Below are 16,855 nucleotides of genomic sequence, written 5' to 3'. Positions count from 1 at the left end.
CGGGCGGCCCCGCGCACCGGGAATCGGCGTCCGGCGACGCCCGCGCCGGAGGCCCCACGACGCCGTCCGGTGACCGGGGCGAGCCGGTCACCGGACGGATGCGGAAGCCTACGCCGCCGAAGCGCCCAGGACGTCCGCGAGCACCCGCGCCGCGCGTTCCGCGTCCGCGAACCCCACGTACAGCGGTGTGAAGCCGAACCGCAGCACATCGGGCCGGCGCAGGTCCCCGACCACGCCGCGCGCGATCAGGGCGGCCATCACCGGTTCCGCGTCCTCGCACCGCAGCGCGACCTGGCTGCCCCGTTCCGCGTGGGCGGCCGGGGTGACCGAGGTGACCCGGCCCCCGGGGGCGTACGCCTCGACGCACTCCAGGAAGAAGTCCGTCAGCGCCAGGGACTTGGCCCGGACGGCGTCGATCGCGACCCCGTCCCACACGTCGAGCGACGCCTCCAGGGCCAGCATGGACAGGATGTCCGGCGTGCCGACCCGGCCCCTGACCGCGCCCTCCGCCGGGGTGTAGCCGGGTGTCATCGCGAACGGGTCGGCGTGCGACGTCCACCCCGGCAGCGGGGAGTCGAACGCCGCCTGGTGGCGCTCGGCGACGTACAGGTAGGCGGGCGAGCCGGGGCCGCCGTTGAGGTACTTGTACGTGCAGCCCACCGCCAGGTCCACGCCGTGCTCGTCCAGGCCCACGGGGAGCGCGCCCGCGCTGTGGCACAGGTCCCAGACGGCGAGCGCGCCAGCGCCCCGCACCGCCGCGGTCAGCCCCGGCAGGTCGTGCAGCCGGCCCGAGCGGTAGTCGACGTGGTTGAGCAGCACGGCGGCGGTCCGGGGGCCGACCGTGTCCGGCACATCGGCGGGGGCCACCGGGACGACGCGGTGGCCGGTCATCCGGGCCGCCGAAGCGGCGATGTAGCCGTCCGTGGGGAACGTGCTCGCGTCCACCAGGATCTCGTCGCGGTCCTCCGGCGCCAGCCGGGTCGCGGCGACGAGGGCCTTGAAGACGTTCACGCTGGTGGAGTCCCCGACGACGATCCGGCCGGCCGCGGCCCCAACGATCGGGGCGATGCGGTCGCCGATGCGCTCCGGCGCCGTCCACCAGCCGCTCTCGTCCCAGGACCGGATGCGCAGCTCGCCCCACTCGCGGGTGAGGACCTCCTGCATCCGGGCGGGTACATGGCGCGGCAGCGCGCCGAGCGAGTTGCCGTCCAGGTAGACGGTGTCGTCGAGGGTGAAGCGTTCGCGCAGGGGTGCCAGCGCGTCCTCGGTGTCGAGCGCCTGGGCGCGCTCTCGCAGGTCAGACATGGCTGCGGGCCGTCCACAGCTCGGGGAACACGTTCTTCGTGGCCCGCTTCTCCAGCCAGGCCACGCCCGCCGAGCCGCCGGTGCCGGTCTTGGAGCCCATGGCCCGCCGGGTCGCGAGGAGGTGGTCGTTGCGCCATCGCCACACCAGCTCGCCCACATCGGTGAGCACCTCGCCGAGGCGGACCAGCTCGTCGTTCTGGTCCGGGTTGGCGTAGATCTCCGCCCACACGGCCTCGACCTCGGGCGACGGCTCGTACTTCCGGGTCAGGTCCCGGCCGAGCACGGCCTCCGGGATCGGGTGTCCGCGCCGGGCGAGCAGTGCCAGGGCCTCGTCGTACAGACCCGGTTCCGCGAGCGCCTTCTCCAGCTCCGCGTGGACGCGCGGCGCGCCCCGGTGCGGCACCAGCATGGACGCGGACTTGTCGCCGAGCAGGAACTCCATCCGCCGGTACATCGCCGACTGGAAACCGGAACCCTCGCCGAGCGAGGACCGGTAGGAGTTGAACTGGGCGGGGGTGAGCTGGGCGAGCGGCGTCCAGGAGGCGTTCAGGGCCTCCAGCTCGCGCAGGGACCGCTTCAGCGCGTCCTGCGCGACATCCAGCCGGTCCTCGCGCATCGCGTGCGCGGCGGTCTCCCACTCATGGACGATGACGGTGAACCACAGCTCCATGACCTGGGTGGTGACCAGGAAGACCATCTCGCCGGGGTCGTCCGAGCGGAGGTGCTGGAGGTGGGTCAGGACATCCGCCTGGACGTAGTCCTCGTACGGAGTCTTGCCCTCGAAGTCGAGGTGCGGGGTCGCCGCACCGGTGGCTTCGGGGTCGGGGTGAATCGTCGACATCGCTGTCTCCTCGACACGAGCTTCCGGGTAGCGGTCCGCCCCTTCCCTGCGGAAGTGGAGCCCCGGTCCCCTGTTCGCATCCTAGACTCCGCCCCCGTATGCACGCAGGCCCCGCAGCCGCGGTTGCGGCGGTGCGGGGCCTGCGGTACGGGGTCGGTGGTACCAGGCCGGTGGTACGGGATCGGCCTGATCCGAGCGGATGCCTGGCCGACTAGCCGAGGGTTTCGGCGGCCGTCGGCGAGGAGTCGCGCAGGAACGTCGAGCAGCGCTCGTACTCCTCCTGCTCACCGATGGCCTGCGCGGCGCGCGCGAGGGCGTGCAGGGCGCGCAGGAAGCCGCGGTTGGGCTCGTGCTCGAACGGCACGGGGCCGTGGCCCTTCCAGCCGGACCGGCGCAGCGCGTCGAGGCCGCGGTGGTAGCCGGTCCTGGCGTAGGCGTACGACTCGATGACCCGGCCGCCCTCGAACGCCTCGTCGGCGAGCTGCGCCCAGGCCAGCGAGGAGGTCGGGTACTTCGCGGCGACATCGGCGGGCGCGGTACCGGCGGCGAGCAGCTCACGCGGCTCCGGGTCGTCGGGCAGGTGGGTCGGGGGCGGGCCCCCGAGCAGGTTCTCGTGGATCGACATGCTCCCAGTGTGCCTGTCCCGGCCGCCCCATCAAGCCCCCCGCCCGGCCACCGCCGCCACCCCCCGGATCAGCGCGGCGAGCCCCGCCTCCACCTTGCCGCGCGGGCACCCCACGTTCAGCCGTACGAAGCCGTCCGCCCCGTAGGTGCTGCCGGGCATCACCGCGACCCGTTCCCGCTCGATCAGCACCCGTTGCAGCGCCTCGTCGTCCCGGACGCCCGCGCGCCGCAGATCGATCCAGGCGAGGTATCCGGCCTGCGGCGGCTCCCACTCCAGGGCGGGGAACGCGCTGTTCAGCCGGTCGGCGACCAGGGCGAGGTTCCCGGCGACGTACGCGCGTGCCGCGTCCAGCCAGGGCGCGCCCTCCCGGTACGCGGCGATGTGCGCGGTCAGCGAGAGCACCGCGGGCGAGGCGAGGCCCTCCGCCGTCTCCATCCGGCGCAGATACTCGGCGCGATCATCCGGGCGGCCGATCAGCCCGTACGAGCCGGTCAGCGCCGGGAAGTTGAACGACTTCGAGGCCGAGGTGACGACCGCCCAGCGCCCGTCGCCTGCGACCCTGGTCCACGGCACGTGCGGGCGCCCGCCGTGCACGAAGTCCGCGTGGATCTCGTCGCTGATCACGGCCACTCCGTGGCGCGCGGCGAGCGCGGCCATGCCGGCCAGCTCCGCCCTCGTCCACACCCGCCCGGACGGGTTGTGCGGGGAACACACCACGAGGACCGTGCTGTCCGGGCGCGCGAGTTCCCGCTCCAGCGCGTCCATGTCGCCCAGCGGCACCCCGCGCAGTTCCCGCCCGAGCCCGTGGACCGCCTTGCGGAAGCCGTCGTACGTGGGGGTGTGCAGGACCACGCCGTCCCCCTCGGCCGTCCACATCTGGAGCAGCTGGGAGAGCTGGCTGAGCACGGACGGCCCGTAGACCAGCCGTCCGGTGTCGATCTCGGTGTCGTACCGGGTCGCGTACCAGTGCGCGACGGCCGACCGGAAGTCGCCCAGGCGCCAGTCCGTGTAGCCGAACACGCCGTGGTCGATCCGGGCCCGGAGGGCGGCCAGCACCTCGGGGGCGGTCGCGAAGTCCATGTCGGAGATGGTGAACGGCAGCAGTCCGTCCACGCCGAAGCGGTCCGCGACGCCGTCCCACTGCACGCACCAGGTGCCCCGGCGGTCGATGACGGTGTCGAAGTCGTAGGACGTGCTCACAGCTCTCCCTCGGTTCATGCGTACCGGGTCCGGACATGCCGTGGGCCCGACACCCCTCGGGGTGCCGGGCCCACGCCACACATCCGTACGGAACTACTTCAGCTTGGTGCCGGTGGAGCGCAGGTTGGCGCACGCCTCCGTGACCCGCTTGGCCATGCCGCCCTCGGCGGACTTGCCCCAGCTGCGCGGGTCGTAGACCTTCTTGTTGCCGACCTCGCCGTCGACCTTCAGCACACCGTCGTAGTTGCGGAACACGTGGTCCACGATCGGGCGGGTGAAGGCGTACTGGGTGTCGGTGTCGAGGTTCATCTTCACGACGCCGTTCTCCAGCGCGGTGGTGATCTCCTCGGCGGTGGAGCCGGAGCCGCCGTGGAAGACGAAGTCGAACGGGGAGGTCTTGCCGTACTTGGCGCCGACACCCTCCTGGAGGTCCTTGAGGAGCTCCGGACGCAGGACGACGTTGCCCGGCTTGTAGACGCCGTGGACGTTGCCGAAGGAGGCGGCCAGCAGGTAGCGGCCCTTCTCGCCCAGGCCCAGCGCCTCGGCGGTGCGCAGCGCGTCGTCGACGGTGGTGTACAGCTCGTCGTTGATCTCGTGGGTGACGCCGTCCTCCTCGCCACCGGTCGGGGTGATCTCGACCTCAAGGATGATCTTGGCGGCGGCGGCCTTGGCCAGCAGCTCCTGGCCGATGGCCAGGTTGTCGGCCAGCGTCTCGGCCGAACCGTCCCACATGTGCGACTGGAACAGCGGGTTCAGACCCTTGGCGACGCGCTCGGCGGAGACGTCGAGCAGCGGGCGGACGTAGCCGTCCAGCTTGTCCTTGGGGCAGTGGTCGGTGTGCAGCGCGACGGTGATGTCGTACTTGGCGGCGACGATGTGCGCGAACTCGGCGAGGGCGACGGCGCCCGTGACCATGTCCTTGTTGTACTGGCCGCCCAGGAACTCCGCGCCGCCGGTCGAGATCTGCACGATGCCGTCGCTCTCGGCCTCCGCGAAGCCGCGCAGCGCGGCGTGCAGGGTCTGGGTCGACGTCACGTTGATGGCCGGGTAGGCGAACTTGCCTGCCTTCGCCCGGTCGAGCATCTCGGCGTATGCCTCGGGGGTTGCGATGGGCATCTGTCCGCTCCTTGGGATGTGCGGGTGTGCGTGCTGGGTCCCTGACCTGGGGGCGACGTCATCGTCGCCCCCATCTTCCCAGACTCTGCTTCCGGCTCCACCCGGCGGTGCCCCCAGCGGGGGCGGTTTCCGCTCGCGGGCGTACGGCAAAGGCGGCCGGTTTCACGTGAAACCGGCCGCCTCCAGGAAAAACCGCAGGTCAGCCCAGGTCGAGGTCCGGGACGGTGTAGGCGTGGACGTACGGGAGGCCCGCCTCCGCGATGGCCGGGGCGGCACCGCGCTCCACGATCACGGCCACGGCGACGACCTCGCCACCGGCCTCGCGCACCGCCTCGACGGCGGTCAGCGGCGAACCGCCGGTGGTCGAGGTGTCCTCGACGACGAGGCAGCGCCGGCCCTTGACGTCCGTGCCCTCGATCCGGCGCTGCATCCCGTGGGTCTTCTGCGCCTTGCGGACGACGAAGGCGTCCAGCTCCTGGCCGCGGGCGGCGGAGGCGTACAGCATCGACAGGGCGACCGGGTCGGCGCCGAGCGTCAGGCCGCCCACGCAGTCGTAGTCCAGCTCCGCCGTCGCGTCGAGCATGACCTGACCGACCATCGGAGCGGCCTTGCCGTCCAGCGTGATGCGGCGCAGATCGATGTACCAGTCGGCCTCCAGGCCGGAGGAGAGCGTCACCTTGCCGTGGACCACGGCCTTGTCCTTGATCTGCTGGAGCAGCTCAGCACGTACGTCAGTCATGGCTACGAGGATAAGGCGCGGCCTGCGGCCCACCCGTGCCCCGCCGGTCCGGGCCCTTCGCCCAGCCTCTTCGCCCTGGGCCGGTGCCCGTGCTCAGAGCCGGCGCCAGCTCCAGGTGGTGGCGATCTCCAGCGGCTCGATCGGCGTGACGTAGCGTGGGTCGGTGTTCAGCCCGTTCGGCGGGCCGGACTGCGGCTCCACGCAGACCGCCTCGTCCTGCTCGTCGTAGATCACGACCCACTCGGACCGGCTCTTCACGGTCAGCTCCAGCCGCTGCGGCCAGGTGAGGGTGACGTCGACGCCGTCCGGCATCCCGAAGCAGTCGTCCCACGGGCCGGCCAGCGGCGGAATCCGGCGGCCGGTCGGCAGGTGGTCCTCGCCGCGCTCCTCCTGCCAGGCGGCGTCGAAGTCGATCCGGACCTCTTCCCCGGTGTCCAGGAGGCGGCGGAACCACGGGTGCCAGCCGGCCTGCGCGGGGAAGGAGTTCCCGTACGTCTCGATGCCGAAGGCCAGCGTGAGGGAGTCCTCGGCCAGCTCGAAGGTCTGGGTCACCCGGCCCGGATAGGGCCAGGGGTCGGCCAGGTCGTAGTAGAACGACGCCTGCGTCCCGCTCTCCAGCGCGGTGTGCCACGCCGTGTCGCGTCCGGTGCCGTGGATCGCGTGCGGCGGGGCGGTCAGCGGGAGCTGGTGGACGACGCCGCCGTCACGGAACCGCCCGTTCGCGGTCCGGCCGCACCACGGCACCATCGGGAAGCAGCCGTACCGCTCCCCCTGCCGCAGCAGTTCGGTACCGCCGATCCGCAGGCTGCTGATCCGGCAGCCGTTGACGGGGTCCACGGTCAACTCTGTGTCGCCGACGGAGAGCCGGACGTCCTTCTCGCTACTGCTCACGGAACGACCCTACTGGCGCCGCTACCTCCGGCGCCGCAACGCCCGGCTCACGACCACCGCCGACGCGAGGGCCAGCACCGCCGCCGGGGCGACCCAGCGCAGCGTGGCACCCGCACCGACCGAGTCCGGCGAGGGCACCGGGGCGTACCGGCCGCGCGGCGGCGCGTGGTCGACCTCCTCGGCGCTGCGGCCGATCATGGTGCGCCGGGCGTGGGCTGCCTCGGCGGGCGGCTCGTCCGCGACGGTGAACTCGATCCCGGCGACCGGGTCCAGCGACGACGGCGGAATGGGCGCGTCGTACAGCGAGTCCCGCTCCGGCGCCTCCTCGGCGGCCTCTTCGAGGGCCTCCTCCACGGCCTCCCCGACCGCCGCCTCCTCCGCCGTCACCGCGGCGGCCCCCGCCGCCGCGCCGTCCGCCGAACCGTCCGCAGGGCCGTCCGTCCCGTCGTCGCTCCGGGCGGCCAGGGACTCCGTCACGAGCTGCTGCGCGAAGCGGTCCAGCAGGCGGTGGGCCGCGGCCAGCGCCGCCGCGGGTTCGAGGTCCCGCAGCCGGCCGTCGCCGGTCACCTCGGAGTCGAAGGCGATCGACGTGCCCTCGGCGCCCTCCGTCAGCCGGACGGTCATCGACAGTCGCGCCGAGCCGTCGCCCCGCGCCTCCGTGCCCTCGCCCTCCACCCGGACGGTGTGGACGGAGTCCACGTCCGGGTCGCCGGGCAGCGGGGTGAGGCTCAGCGTGCCCCGGTAGGTGATGGTGTGGCCGCCGGCCCGGATTCTGAGCCGGCCCGTCAGGGGGCCCGCCGACGCGTCGGCGTCCTGCTGGAACCCCGGTACGCAGCGGGCGACCCGGACGGGGTCGTCCAGCGTCCGCCGCAGGGCCGGGACCGGAACGGGTACGAACACCTCATGCTCCATGGGCAACGAGCCTACTCAGCCGCGGCCCACACGTCAGCGCTTCCGCACCCTGCCCCCCCTCACGGGGCATCCGCCTCACCGCTCCTCCCAGTAGCGGGGATGCACCAGCGTGGACGGGGCGAGCCCGGCCAGCCGCCCGGCCTCCGCCCGGCGCCCCGCGTCCAGCAGCCCCGGCACGGTCAGCGAGCGCAGCGCCGGCCCGTCCGGGTCCAGGCCGAGCGTGGGCCGGGACGCCGCCCCGGCCAGCAGGAACCCCCAGCCGCGGTCCCCGCCCGAGTCGTCCCGCGCCCGGCCGGTGCGCACCGCGAAGCCCGAGATGCGCCCGCTGATCCGATAGGGGCGGGGATGCAGCCCGGCCGCCCGGATCGACGCGTCGACCGTCCAGAACGTGCGCGGCCGGCTCCGGGGCGGGCCCGCGTGCACCACGAGCCGCCCGTCCGGGGCGAGGGCCCCGGCGACCAGACCGTAGAACTCCGCCGAGTAGAGCTTGGTACCGGCGGAGATGCCGGGGTCGGGCAGATCGGAGACCACCACGTCGTAGCGGCTGCGGGCGGACCGCAGCCAGGTGAAGGCGTCGCCGGTCACCGTCTTCACGCGGGGGTCGTCCAGCGCGTGGTCGTTCAGCGCGGAGAGCGCGTGGTCCGTACGGGCCAGTCGGGTGACGGCCGGGTCCAGCTCCACGAGGGTCACGCCGCGCACGTCCGGATAGCGCAGCACCTCCCGCGCGGCCAGCCCGTCGCCGCCGCCCAGGATCAGCACCCTGGCATGCGGCCCGTTCATCGCCGGGTGCACCAGCGCCTCGTGGTAGCGGTACTCGTCGCGGGAGCTGACCCGCAGCCGTCCGTCCAGATACAGGTCCAGGGAGCCGCGGCCCTCCCCGGTCAGCACGACCTCCTGCACATCCGTCCGCACGGCGACCCGGACCTGGTCGCCGAAGACCGCGCGCCGCGCCGCACGCTCGAAGTCGTCGGCCAGCACGGCGGCCGTCGCCAGCACGGCGATCACCGTCACATTGGCGGCGATCAGCAGCCACCGGGCACGGCGCGGCACGTCCCGCCGGAACACCCACAGCACCAGCGCCCCGCCCGCCGCCGCGTTCACCGCACCGGTCAGCAGAGCGCCGGTGAGCTGGCCGAGCATCGGCAGCAGCAGGAACGGGAAGGCCAGGCCGCCGACGAGCGCCCCCACGTAGTCAGCCGCGAAGAGATCGGCGACGGCCCCGCCCGCGTCCTGCCGGTCCACCCGCTGGATCAGCGTCATCAGCAGCGGGATCTCCGCCCCGATCAGGACCCCGATCGTCAGCGAGAACCCGACCAGCGCGTACTGCGACTCGCCGAACCAGGCGAACGACGCGTAGAGCACCAGCGCCGAGAAGCCCCCCACCAGGGCGAGCGCCGCCTCGATCAGCCCGAAGCCCACCGCGGCCCGGCCGCGTAAACGTTTCGCGAGCAGGGAGCCGATCCCCATCGCGAACACCATCACGGAGAGCACCACGGACGCCTGGGTGACCGAGTCGCCGATCAGATAGGAGGCCAGCGCGACGAGCTCCAGCTCGTACACCAGTCCACAGGCGGCACAGACGAAGACGGCGGCCAGCACGAGAAAGCGACCGGTCCGCGGTCGGACGGGTAGCCGCGCCGCGCCCCCTCGCAGCGACACCTGCTGGTCGATCATGCCGCGAACGCTACGTGACTCACCACTTACACCACGTCACCCACAAGGGTGCAAGCGGTGCACCCGAGGCGCAGACGGCAGATGTCACAGCGCCGCCGCCGGCATCCGCACGCCCACCCGCGTACGCGTCACGACGAGCCGGCCCTCCTGCGGGTAGGCGTGCCAGGTCCGCCACCGCACCTGGCCCTCGGTGCGCTGGGCGAGCATGGCGGTGAAGGCGTGCGGACTGCCCGGAAACGTACCGGCCAGGCCGTGCGGGTGGTCGGCCACGAGCGCGAGCAGCTCCTGGGCCCGGCCCGCGAACGAGCCGGCGCCCAGCGTCTCGACGCGCGCCGCGAACTCGTACTCCCAGTCGCCGATCCGCTTGGCGACGCCCAGCGGCAGCGGGGTGCTGCTGCCGGGCATACAGGCGACGGTCTCGGAACAGCTGCCGCGTTCCTCCTCCAGGAGGACCTGGTGGGAGGCCCCGAGCAGCCGCAGCTGCATGGTCGCGCCGGCGAGTTCGAGGTCGAGGACGGCCAGGGCCGGGAGCGGTTCGCGCCCCAGCGCCCAGGCCAGATCGGCGGCACGGGTATCGGAATAGGCCGTATGAAGGGTCGTGAGCATGGATCGGCTCCGCAAACACGCGTGGACACGTGGACAGGGGACGCCCCCGCGTGGTGCGCGTGGGAGGTGGGAAGCGCCCGATCAGGTCCAACTGGGGTCCGAGGGCTGAATGTTCTCTCCACCGAGGGAATCACGACTACGGCGCACTCACAGCGTTTTTGCCCAACTTGCCGGGGTTTCCAGCCCCCTCGGGGGGCCGTCCGCTCACGTGTTCACCGCAGACCCGCCGAAGACCTCAACAAAAAGGAACCCGGCGGGACTTGGCGCACGCACCACGTTCCCGCCGGGCCTCACGCGGACCGACTGCCCCGTGTCAGCTGCCTCCGCCGCATCCGCCCCCGCCGCCGCAGGAGGAACCCCCGCCGCACGAGGAACCCCCACCGCAGGAATGCCCGCCGGAATGTCCTCCTGAATGTCCGCCGCCCCCGCACGACGAGCCCCCGTCGCCGCCGCCGGCCCACCAGCTGCCCCCGGCCGCCGAGCCGCGCGCCGTACCGCGCCGCCTGCTGCGCACCGGCGCACGCCTCCGCCCGCCGGACCCCGCCACCATCGCGACGAGCACCACGACCAGTACGACCAGAATCACCCCGGCCAGCACACCGCCCATGACCTCACGTCCTTCCGTCCCCCGAAGCGAGGCCCCCCGCTCCGCGCCCGTTCCGGCGTGAGGGTGAGATGCCCTTGACCGCCCGCCGCCAAAGCGCACTTGAGCAAGTCCAGAGCTTGCGCGCAGGATGGCGGCCATGACAAAGGGACGACCGCTACTCAACCGCCGCCTCGCCGAGTTCGGTACGACGATCTTCGCGGAGATGTCCGCGCTGGCCGTCCGCACCGGAGCCATCAACCTGGGCCAGGGCTTCCCGGACACCGACGGCCCCGAGGAGATCCGGGAAGCCGCTGCCCGTGCCCTGCGCGCCGGCCTCGGAAACCAGTACCCGCCGGGCCCCGGGGTCCCCGAGCTGCGTACCGCGATCACCGACCACCAGCAGCGGCGCTACGGCCTGGCGTACGACCCCGACAGCGAGGTCCTGGTCACCGCCGGGGCCACGGAGGCCATCGCCGCCTCGCTCCTGGCGCTCCTGGAGCCGGGCGACGAGGTCATCGCGCTGGAGCCCTACTACGACTCGTACGCCGCCTGCATCGCCATGGCGGGCGCCACGCGCGTACCCGTCACCCTGCGTCCCGACGCCTCCGAGGGCGTCTACCGGCTGGATCTCGACGAACTGCGCGCGGCCGTCACGCGCCGTACCCGGCTGCTGCTGATCAACACCCCGCACAACCCGACCGGCACCGTCCTCGACCGCGAGGAGCTGGCCGCGATCGCCGCCCTGGCGTGCGAGCACGATCTGATCGTCGTCACCGACGAGGTCTACGAGCATCTGGTCTTCGAGGACGAGCACCTGCCGCTCGCGGGCTTCCCCGGCATGCGTGAGCGCACACTCACCATCTCGTCCGCCGGCAAGACGTTCTCGTACACCGGCTGGAAGATCGGCTGGGTCACCGGGAGCCCCGAGCTGGTGACGGCGGTCCGCTCCGCGAAGCAGTTCCTGACGTACGTCTCCGGCGGCCCCCTCCAGTACGCCGTCGCCGAGGCGCTGCGGCTGCCCGACAGCTACTACGAGGAGCTGCGCGCGGACATGCGCGCCAAGCGGGACCTGCTGTGCGCGGGGCTCGCGGAGGCCGGGTTCGCGGTGTACCGCCCGGCCGGCACGTACTTCGTCACCACCGACATCCGCCCGCTCGACGCGGCCGGTGACGGCATCGCGTTCTGCCGGGCGCTGCCGGAGCGGTGCGGGGTGGTGGCCATCCCCAACGCCGTCTTCTACGACCACCGGGAGCAGGGCGCCCCCTTCGTCCGCTTCGCCTTCTGCAAGCGGATGGATGTGCTCCAGGACGCCGTGGGCCGGCTCAAGCAGCTCTGACACGGGGCGAGGCCCGGCGCGGGATTCCCCGCTCCGGGCCTCGTCACACCTACCGGCGCAACCGGCGTCAGGCCTGCTCCGTGCCCTCCGCGGCCTCGGCAGCCTGCGCGCCCTCCGCGGCCTTGTCCTCGGCCGAGGTCAGGCCCAGGCGCTCCAGCAGCCACTTGTCGAACTCGATGGACGCGCGCACCCAGCTGACCGTCGAGGAGACGAAGTGCTCCAGGGAGACGCCGGTGCCGATGAGCATCTGCGCCTCACCGATCAGCCGGATCGAGGGGCCGGTCTCCGGCGCGCCCTCCTCGTGCTCCTCGTGCTCGTGGGTGTGCGTGTAGACCTTGGGCCACAGGGTGCGGCGGTTCCAGTCGTCGATCGCGTCGAGCAGGACGGGACGCAGGTCCGTGTCGTGCGGGCGGTCGTAGAACGTGCGGACCGAGAAGACCTGCTGCTCGCCCTCGCCGCGGAACATGAAGTACGTGCGGAATTCCTCCCACGGCGCGGCGAGGTCGCCCTCGTCGTCGACGACGTACTTCAGCTCCATCTGGTCCAGCAGCTGCTTGACGAGGTCCTGGTCGGGGACGACGGGGCCTGCGGGTCCTGCCGCCTGCGGTCCGGGCTGGGCCCCGAAATTGGGAATCGAGGACGGGTCGATAGACATCGCTGGTACTCCTGTGGATCTCGTGGTTTCCTGCCGACGACCCTAGCTTCGTTTGGCCGCCGAGGCGTAGACCGTCCGGGCCTACGCCTTTCCGGGAATCATCTCGGCCCCGGTGCCCCTGGCCCGTGACCAGGCCGCGGCGGCCAGCACGGCGCAGACCACCCCGAGCAGCCCGCAGGCCCCGATGGTGTTCGCCGAGGACCCGGTCAGCTCCGTGATCGCACCCCCGGACGCCACGCCGATGCCCTGCATGGCGATCATCCCGGACCGGGCGAGGCCCAGTGCCTGGCCCCGCCGGTCGGCCGGGGTCAGCAGGACGAAGGTGGCCCCGGCGGTGATCTGGTACGCCGAGCAGACCCCGACGAGGAACAGCAGAAGCATCGCCACTTCCGCGCTGGGATCGAGCAGATAGGCGACGAGCGGCACATTCGCGGCGACCGCCAGGGGGCCGAGCAGCCGGCGCCGGTTCTCGTCGCCGACCTCGGACCGCCCCAGCACGGCCGCTCCCAGCACCATGCCCGCCGGATGCGAGGCGAGCAGCAGCCCCACCGCGTACGCCCCGCCGCCGGCCTCGTCCGCGAACGGGGCGGCCAGCCCCTCCGGCAGGACGATGAAGCCCGCGAGCCAGCCCAGCAGGAGCAGCGAACGCAGTCTGCGGTCCGACCAGATCAGCGCGGCGGCGTCGCCGACGCGGGCGCCGAGCTTCGCCGTACGGGCCGCGTCGCTCGTCACCGGGCGGGCCTTCACCCCGAGCCGGATGAGGGCCGCGGAGAGCAGGAAGGTCGCCGCGTTCACCGCCAGCGAGCGGTTGCTGCCCAGCCAGGCGGCGAGCAGCCCGCCCCCGGCGAAGCCGACCAGCTGGCCGACCTGGTGGGTGATCTGCATGATCCGCTGGCCCCGCTCGTAGCGGTCGGCGCCGAGCACGGTGGGCAGCAGCGCGCCCTGGGCGGCGCCGAAGGGCGCCTCGGCCAGTTGCGCCAGCACCAGCAGTCCGGCCAGGAGCGGCAGCGGCATCCCCGGCAGCGCCATCAGCCCGACCAGCGCCATCCGGGTCAGGTCGCAGCTCACCATGACCGTGCGCCGGGGGAACCGGTCCGCCAGACCGGAGAGCAGCACCCCGGAGAGGAGGGCGGGCAGTGTGGTCAGGGCATAGGTCGCCGCGGTCCATCCCGGTGAATCCGTGCGCTCGAAGACAAGCAACGACAGCGCCACACGAGCCAGCTGGTCGCCCAGGATCGACTGAGCATAAGCGGCCCAAAGGGTACGGAATTCACCGAGCTGAAAGAGATTGTCCGAGCCGGGCTTCTTGGGCCCGTTATTTATCTCATCGCCTATCCGCTCGTTCATACGGGCACGCTACCGGCCTGTCTTTGCGACTTCTAACCCCCGTCGCAGGCGGGTTGCCGCAGGTGAAGCACGGTGTCCTGTTTACGTGCACAGCCGGGGCCGGGCGGCCCGGCCGCGCATCCCGAACTCCCTTGCCAGAGGCGGTGCGCACGGGCCGCAACCGCTTCCGGGCGGAGGTCGCGGCACCGAGTGCCGGATGGAATGTTTGGCTCGATTCCGATGCCGAGAATTGACCGGCGGGGGAATATGACAACCGCCTCCCGGGTGTCATATTCCCCCGCGCCGGCCGGGCCGCTCAGGTCGCCGCGCCGACGATCAGGCTGTCCTCGAAGCGGTCCACCCGGACCGTGTCGCCGTCCTGGATGTCGCCGGCCAGGATCTCCTTCGCCAGCCGGTCGCCGATCGCCGTCTGGATGAGGCGGCGCAGCGGCCGGGCACCGTAGGCCGGGTCGTTGCCCTCTTCCGCCAGCCAGGCCAGGGCCTCCGGCGTGACGTCCAGGGTGAGCCTGCGGTCGGCCAGGCGCTTGGCGAGCCGGTCGATCTGGAGGCCCGCGATGTGCGCCAGCTCGTCGCCGGACAGGGCGGAGAACACCACGAGGTCGTCCAGCCGGTTCAGGAACTCCGGCTTGAAGGAGGCCCGCACGACCTCCAGGACCTGCCGCTTCTTCTCCTCCGGCTTGCTCAGCGGATCGGTCAGGTACTGGCTGCCGAGGTTGGACGTCAGGATCAGGATGGTGTTCCGGAAGTCCACCGTCCGGCCCTGCCCGTCCGTGAGCCGGCCGTCGTCCAGGACCTGGAGCAGGATGTCGAAGACCTCGGGGTGGGCCTTCTCGACCTCGTCCAGCAGGACGACGGTGTACGGACGGCGGCGGACCGCCTCCGTGAGCTGGCCGCCCTCCTCGTAGCCGACGTAACCGGGCGGGGCGCCGACCAGGCGGGCGACGCTGTGCTTCTCGCTGTACTCGCTCATGTCGATGCGGACCATGGCCCGCTCGTCGTCGAAGAGGAAGTCCGCCAGCGCCTTCGCCAGCTCGGTCTTGCCGACACCGGTCGGTCCGAGGAAGAGGAACGAGCCGGTGGGGCGGTCGGGGTCGGCGATGCCGGCCCGGGTGCGGCGCACCGCGTCCGAGACGGCCTGCACGGCCTCGGTCTGCCCGATCAGGCGCTTGCCCAGCTCGGACTCCATGCGGAGCAGCTTCTGCGTCTCGCCCTCCAGCAGGCGGCCGGCCGGGATACCGGTCCAGGCGCCCACCACGTCGGCGATGTCGTCCGGTCCGACCTCCTCCTTGACCAGGGTCTCCTTGGGCTCGCGGGCGGCCTCCTGCTCGGCCTCGTCGGCCTCGGCCAGCTCGCGTTCCAGGCCGGGGATCTCCCCGTAGAGCAGCTTGGACGCGGTGTCGAAGTCGCCGTCGCGCTGGGCGCGCTCGGCCTGGCCGCGCAGCTCGTCCAGGCGCTCCTTCAGCTCACCGACGCGGTTGAGGCCCTGCTTCTCCTTCTCCCAGCGGGCGTTGAGGCCGCGCAGCTCCTCCTCCTTGTCGGCGAGGTCGCGGCGCAGCTTCTCCAGACGCTGCTTGGAGGCGGGGTCGGTCTCGTTGCGGAGGGCCAGCTCCTCCATGCGCAGCCGGTCCACGGAGCGCTGGAGTTCGTCGATCTCGACGGGCGAGGAGTCGATCTCCATGCGCAGCCGGGAGGCCGCCTCGTCCACCAGGTCGATCGCCTTGTCCGGCAGGAACCGGGAGGTGATGTACCGGTCGGACAGGGTGGCGGCGGCGACCAGGGAGGCGTCCGCGATCTGCACCTTGTGGTGGGCCTCGTAACGGCCCTTGAGCCCGCGCAGGATCGCGATGGTGTCCTCGACGGACGGCTCCGCCACGAGCACCTGCTGGAAGCGGCGCTCCAGGGCGGGGTCCTTCTCGATCCGCTCGCGGTACTCGTCCAGCGTGGTGGCGCCGACCATCCGCAGCTCGCCGCGGGCCAGCATCGGCTTGAGCATGTTGCCCGCGTCCATCGCGGAGTCGCCGCCGGCGCCCGCGCCGACGACGGTGTGCAGCTCGTCGATGAACGTGATGATCCGGCCGTCACTCTCCTTGATCTCGGAGAGGACGGTCTTCAGGCGCTCCTCGAACTCGCCGCGGTACTTCGCGCCCGCGACCATCGCGCCCAGGTCCAGCGAGACGAGCCGCTTGTCCTTGAGGGACTCGGGCACGTCGCCCTTGACGATGCGCTGGGCGAGCCCCTCGACGACGGCGGTCTTGCCGACGCCGGGCTCACCGATGAGCACCGGGTTGTTCTTGGTGCGCCTCGAGAGGACCTGGACGACGCGGCGGATCTCCTGGTCCCGGCCGATGACCGGGTCGAGCTTGCCCTCGCGGGCCGCGGCGGTGAAGTCCGTACCGAACTTCTCCAGCGCCTTGTACTGGCCCTCCGGGTCCGGAGTGGTCACCCGGCGCCCTCCCCTGCTCTTCTCGAACGCGTCCAGCAGCTTCTTCGCACCGGCACCCTGTCCCGCGAGGATCTCACCGGCCCGGCCGCCCTTCGCGGCGATCCCGATCAGCAGGTGCTCGGTGGAGACGTAGTCGTCGCCCAGGTCCTTGGCGCGCTGCGCGGCGTCCGCGATGACGGCCAGCAGCTCGCGGTTGGGCTGGGGCGGGGCGACGGTGGACCCGGTCACGCTGGGCTGCGCGGCGAGGAGCCGTTCCGTCTCGGTGCGTACGGCGATCTGGTCGGCCTCGACGGCGGCCAGCAGATCGACCAGGTTCTCGTTGTCCTCACCCGCGAGCAGCGCGAGCAGCAGATGCCCCGGGGTGAGATCCGGGTGTCCGTCCTTCACGGCACGGCTGGTGGCCGCGTTGATGGCGTCCCGGCTCCTGTTGGTCAGCTCGGCGTCCACGTGCGCTGTCTCCTCCTTGCGATGGCGGGTCCGTACTCGACTGGTCCGTACTCAACTACTGACACGAACAACGTGCACAAAGTTGAGTCTATTCCACTCAAGGCTGTTTCGGACCCCCGCGACGGGTCGGAG

14 protein-coding genes are annotated in these 16,855 nt (G+C 72.2%); 1 reads left to right on the top strand and 13 read right to left on the bottom strand.

The genetic code is table 11. From position 1 onward, the window contains the following. Nucleotides 1–108: 108 nt before the first annotated feature. From kynU to DNK56_RS01735, 10 genes are all read right to left on the bottom strand, one after another. A complete protein-coding gene (gene kynU, locus DNK56_RS01780; protein WP_111329951.1) occupies nt 109–1,305 on the bottom strand; it encodes a kynureninase in 1,197 nt (398 codons plus the stop codon). Continuing rightward, on the bottom strand, nt 1,298–2,146 hold the full coding sequence (locus DNK56_RS01775; RefSeq protein WP_111329950.1) for a tryptophan 2,3-dioxygenase family protein: 849 nt from the start codon (nt 2,144–2,146) through the stop codon (nt 1,298–1,300). The genes kynU and DNK56_RS01775 overlap by 8 nt, the downstream gene beginning before the upstream one ends. Before the next feature lie 211 nt (nt 2,147–2,357). Further along, the gene (locus DNK56_RS01770) at nt 2,358–2,771 is read right to left on the bottom strand and encodes a DUF3151 domain-containing protein (protein WP_111329949.1); all 414 of its coding nucleotides are present in this window, start codon (nt 2,769–2,771) and stop codon (nt 2,358–2,360) included. Nucleotides 2,772–2,801: 30 nt separating this feature from the next. Further along, complete coding sequence (locus tag DNK56_RS01765; protein WP_111329948.1) at nt 2,802–3,971, bottom strand: MalY/PatB family protein; 1,170 nt, start codon at nt 3,969–3,971, stop codon at nt 2,802–2,804. Between the two features lie 93 nt (nt 3,972–4,064). Then, nucleotides 4,065–5,087, bottom strand: a complete 1,023-nt coding sequence (gene fbaA / locus DNK56_RS01760) for a class II fructose-bisphosphate aldolase (RefSeq protein WP_111329947.1) — start codon at nt 5,085–5,087, stop codon at nt 4,065–4,067. Nucleotides 5,088–5,286: 199 nt separating this feature from the next. Then, the gene (gene pyrE, locus DNK56_RS01755) at nt 5,287–5,826 is read right to left on the bottom strand and encodes an orotate phosphoribosyltransferase (protein WP_111329946.1); all 540 of its coding nucleotides are present in this window, start codon (nt 5,824–5,826) and stop codon (nt 5,287–5,289) included. A gap of 93 nt (nt 5,827–5,919) precedes the next feature. Continuing rightward, on the bottom strand, nt 5,920–6,717 hold the full coding sequence (locus tag DNK56_RS01750; protein ID WP_111329945.1) for an aldose epimerase family protein: 798 nt from the start codon (nt 6,715–6,717) through the stop codon (nt 5,920–5,922). A 21-nt stretch (nt 6,718–6,738) separates the two neighbouring features. Beyond that, on the bottom strand, nt 6,739–7,629 hold the full coding sequence (locus tag DNK56_RS01745) for an SRPBCC domain-containing protein (protein WP_199563915.1): 891 nt from the start codon (nt 7,627–7,629) through the stop codon (nt 6,739–6,741). Nucleotides 7,630–7,704: 75 nt separating this feature from the next. Next, a complete protein-coding gene (locus tag DNK56_RS01740; RefSeq protein ID WP_111329943.1) occupies nt 7,705–9,303 on the bottom strand; it encodes a polyamine aminopropyltransferase in 1,599 nt (532 codons plus the stop codon). 84 nt (nt 9,304–9,387) lie between these two features. Next, nucleotides 9,388–9,909, bottom strand: coding sequence for a DUF2617 family protein (locus DNK56_RS01735; RefSeq protein WP_111329942.1), 522 nt, complete (start codon nt 9,907–9,909; stop codon nt 9,388–9,390). A 743-nt stretch (nt 9,910–10,652) separates the two neighbouring features. Here DNK56_RS01735 and DNK56_RS01725 point away from each other — a divergent pair. Further along, a complete protein-coding gene (locus DNK56_RS01725) occupies nt 10,653–11,831 on the top strand; it encodes a pyridoxal phosphate-dependent aminotransferase (RefSeq protein ID WP_111329940.1) in 1,179 nt (392 codons plus the stop codon). Nucleotides 11,832–11,898: 67 nt separating this feature from the next. Here DNK56_RS01725 and DNK56_RS01720 read toward each other — a convergent pair whose 3' ends face one another. The 3 genes from DNK56_RS01720 to clpB form a co-directional block, all read right to left on the bottom strand. Beyond that, on the bottom strand, nt 11,899–12,486 hold the full coding sequence (locus tag DNK56_RS01720) for a YbjN domain-containing protein (RefSeq protein ID WP_111329939.1): 588 nt from the start codon (nt 12,484–12,486) through the stop codon (nt 11,899–11,901). Between the two features lie 81 nt (nt 12,487–12,567). Beyond that, entirely contained in the window at nt 12,568–13,833 is a 1,266-nt protein-coding gene (locus DNK56_RS01715; RefSeq protein ID WP_111329938.1) for an MFS transporter, read from the bottom strand. Between the two features lie 295 nt (nt 13,834–14,128). Beyond that, complete coding sequence (clpB, locus tag DNK56_RS01710; protein WP_111329937.1) at nt 14,129–16,723, bottom strand: ATP-dependent chaperone ClpB; 2,595 nt, start codon at nt 16,721–16,723, stop codon at nt 14,129–14,131. Nucleotides 16,724–16,855 lie beyond the last annotated feature (132 nt).

It is taken from the genome of Streptomyces sp. AC1-42W, assembly GCF_003248355.1.
Classification (GTDB): Bacteria; Actinomycetota; Actinomycetes; order Streptomycetales; family Streptomycetaceae; genus Streptomyces.
This window is presented reverse-complemented; position numbering and strand designations above follow the sequence as displayed.

Bases quoted from the DNA above. Each gene is read 5' to 3' on its own strand.
- kynU (WP_111329951.1), bottom strand. From the start codon at position 1,305: ATGTCTGACCTGCGAGAGCGCGCCCAGGCGCTCGACACCGAGGACGCG.
- DNK56_RS01775 (WP_111329950.1), bottom strand. From the start codon at position 2,146: ATGTCGACGATTCACCCCGACCCCGAAGCCACCGGTGCGGCGACCCCG.
- DNK56_RS01770 (WP_111329949.1), bottom strand. From the start codon at position 2,771: ATGTCGATCCACGAGAACCTGCTCGGGGGCCCGCCCCCGACCCACCTG.
- fbaA (WP_111329947.1), bottom strand. From the start codon at position 5,087: ATGCCCATCGCAACCCCCGAGGCATACGCCGAGATGCTCGACCGGGCG.
- pyrE (WP_111329946.1), bottom strand. From the start codon at position 5,826: ATGACTGACGTACGTGCTGAGCTGCTCCAGCAGATCAAGGACAAGGCC.
- DNK56_RS01745 (WP_199563915.1), bottom strand. From the start codon at position 7,629: ATGGAGCATGAGGTGTTCGTACCCGTTCCGGTCCCGGCCCTGCGGCGG.
- DNK56_RS01740 (WP_111329943.1), bottom strand. From the start codon at position 9,303: ATGATCGACCAGCAGGTGTCGCTGCGAGGGGGCGCGGCGCGGCTACCC.
- DNK56_RS01735 (WP_111329942.1), bottom strand. From the start codon at position 9,909: ATGCTCACGACCCTTCATACGGCCTATTCCGATACCCGTGCCGCCGAT.
- DNK56_RS01725 (WP_111329940.1), top strand. From the start codon at position 10,653: ATGACAAAGGGACGACCGCTACTCAACCGCCGCCTCGCCGAGTTCGGT.
- DNK56_RS01720 (WP_111329939.1), bottom strand. From the start codon at position 12,486: ATGTCTATCGACCCGTCCTCGATTCCCAATTTCGGGGCCCAGCCCGGA.
- DNK56_RS01715 (WP_111329938.1), bottom strand. From the start codon at position 13,833: ATGAACGAGCGGATAGGCGATGAGATAAATAACGGGCCCAAGAAGCCC.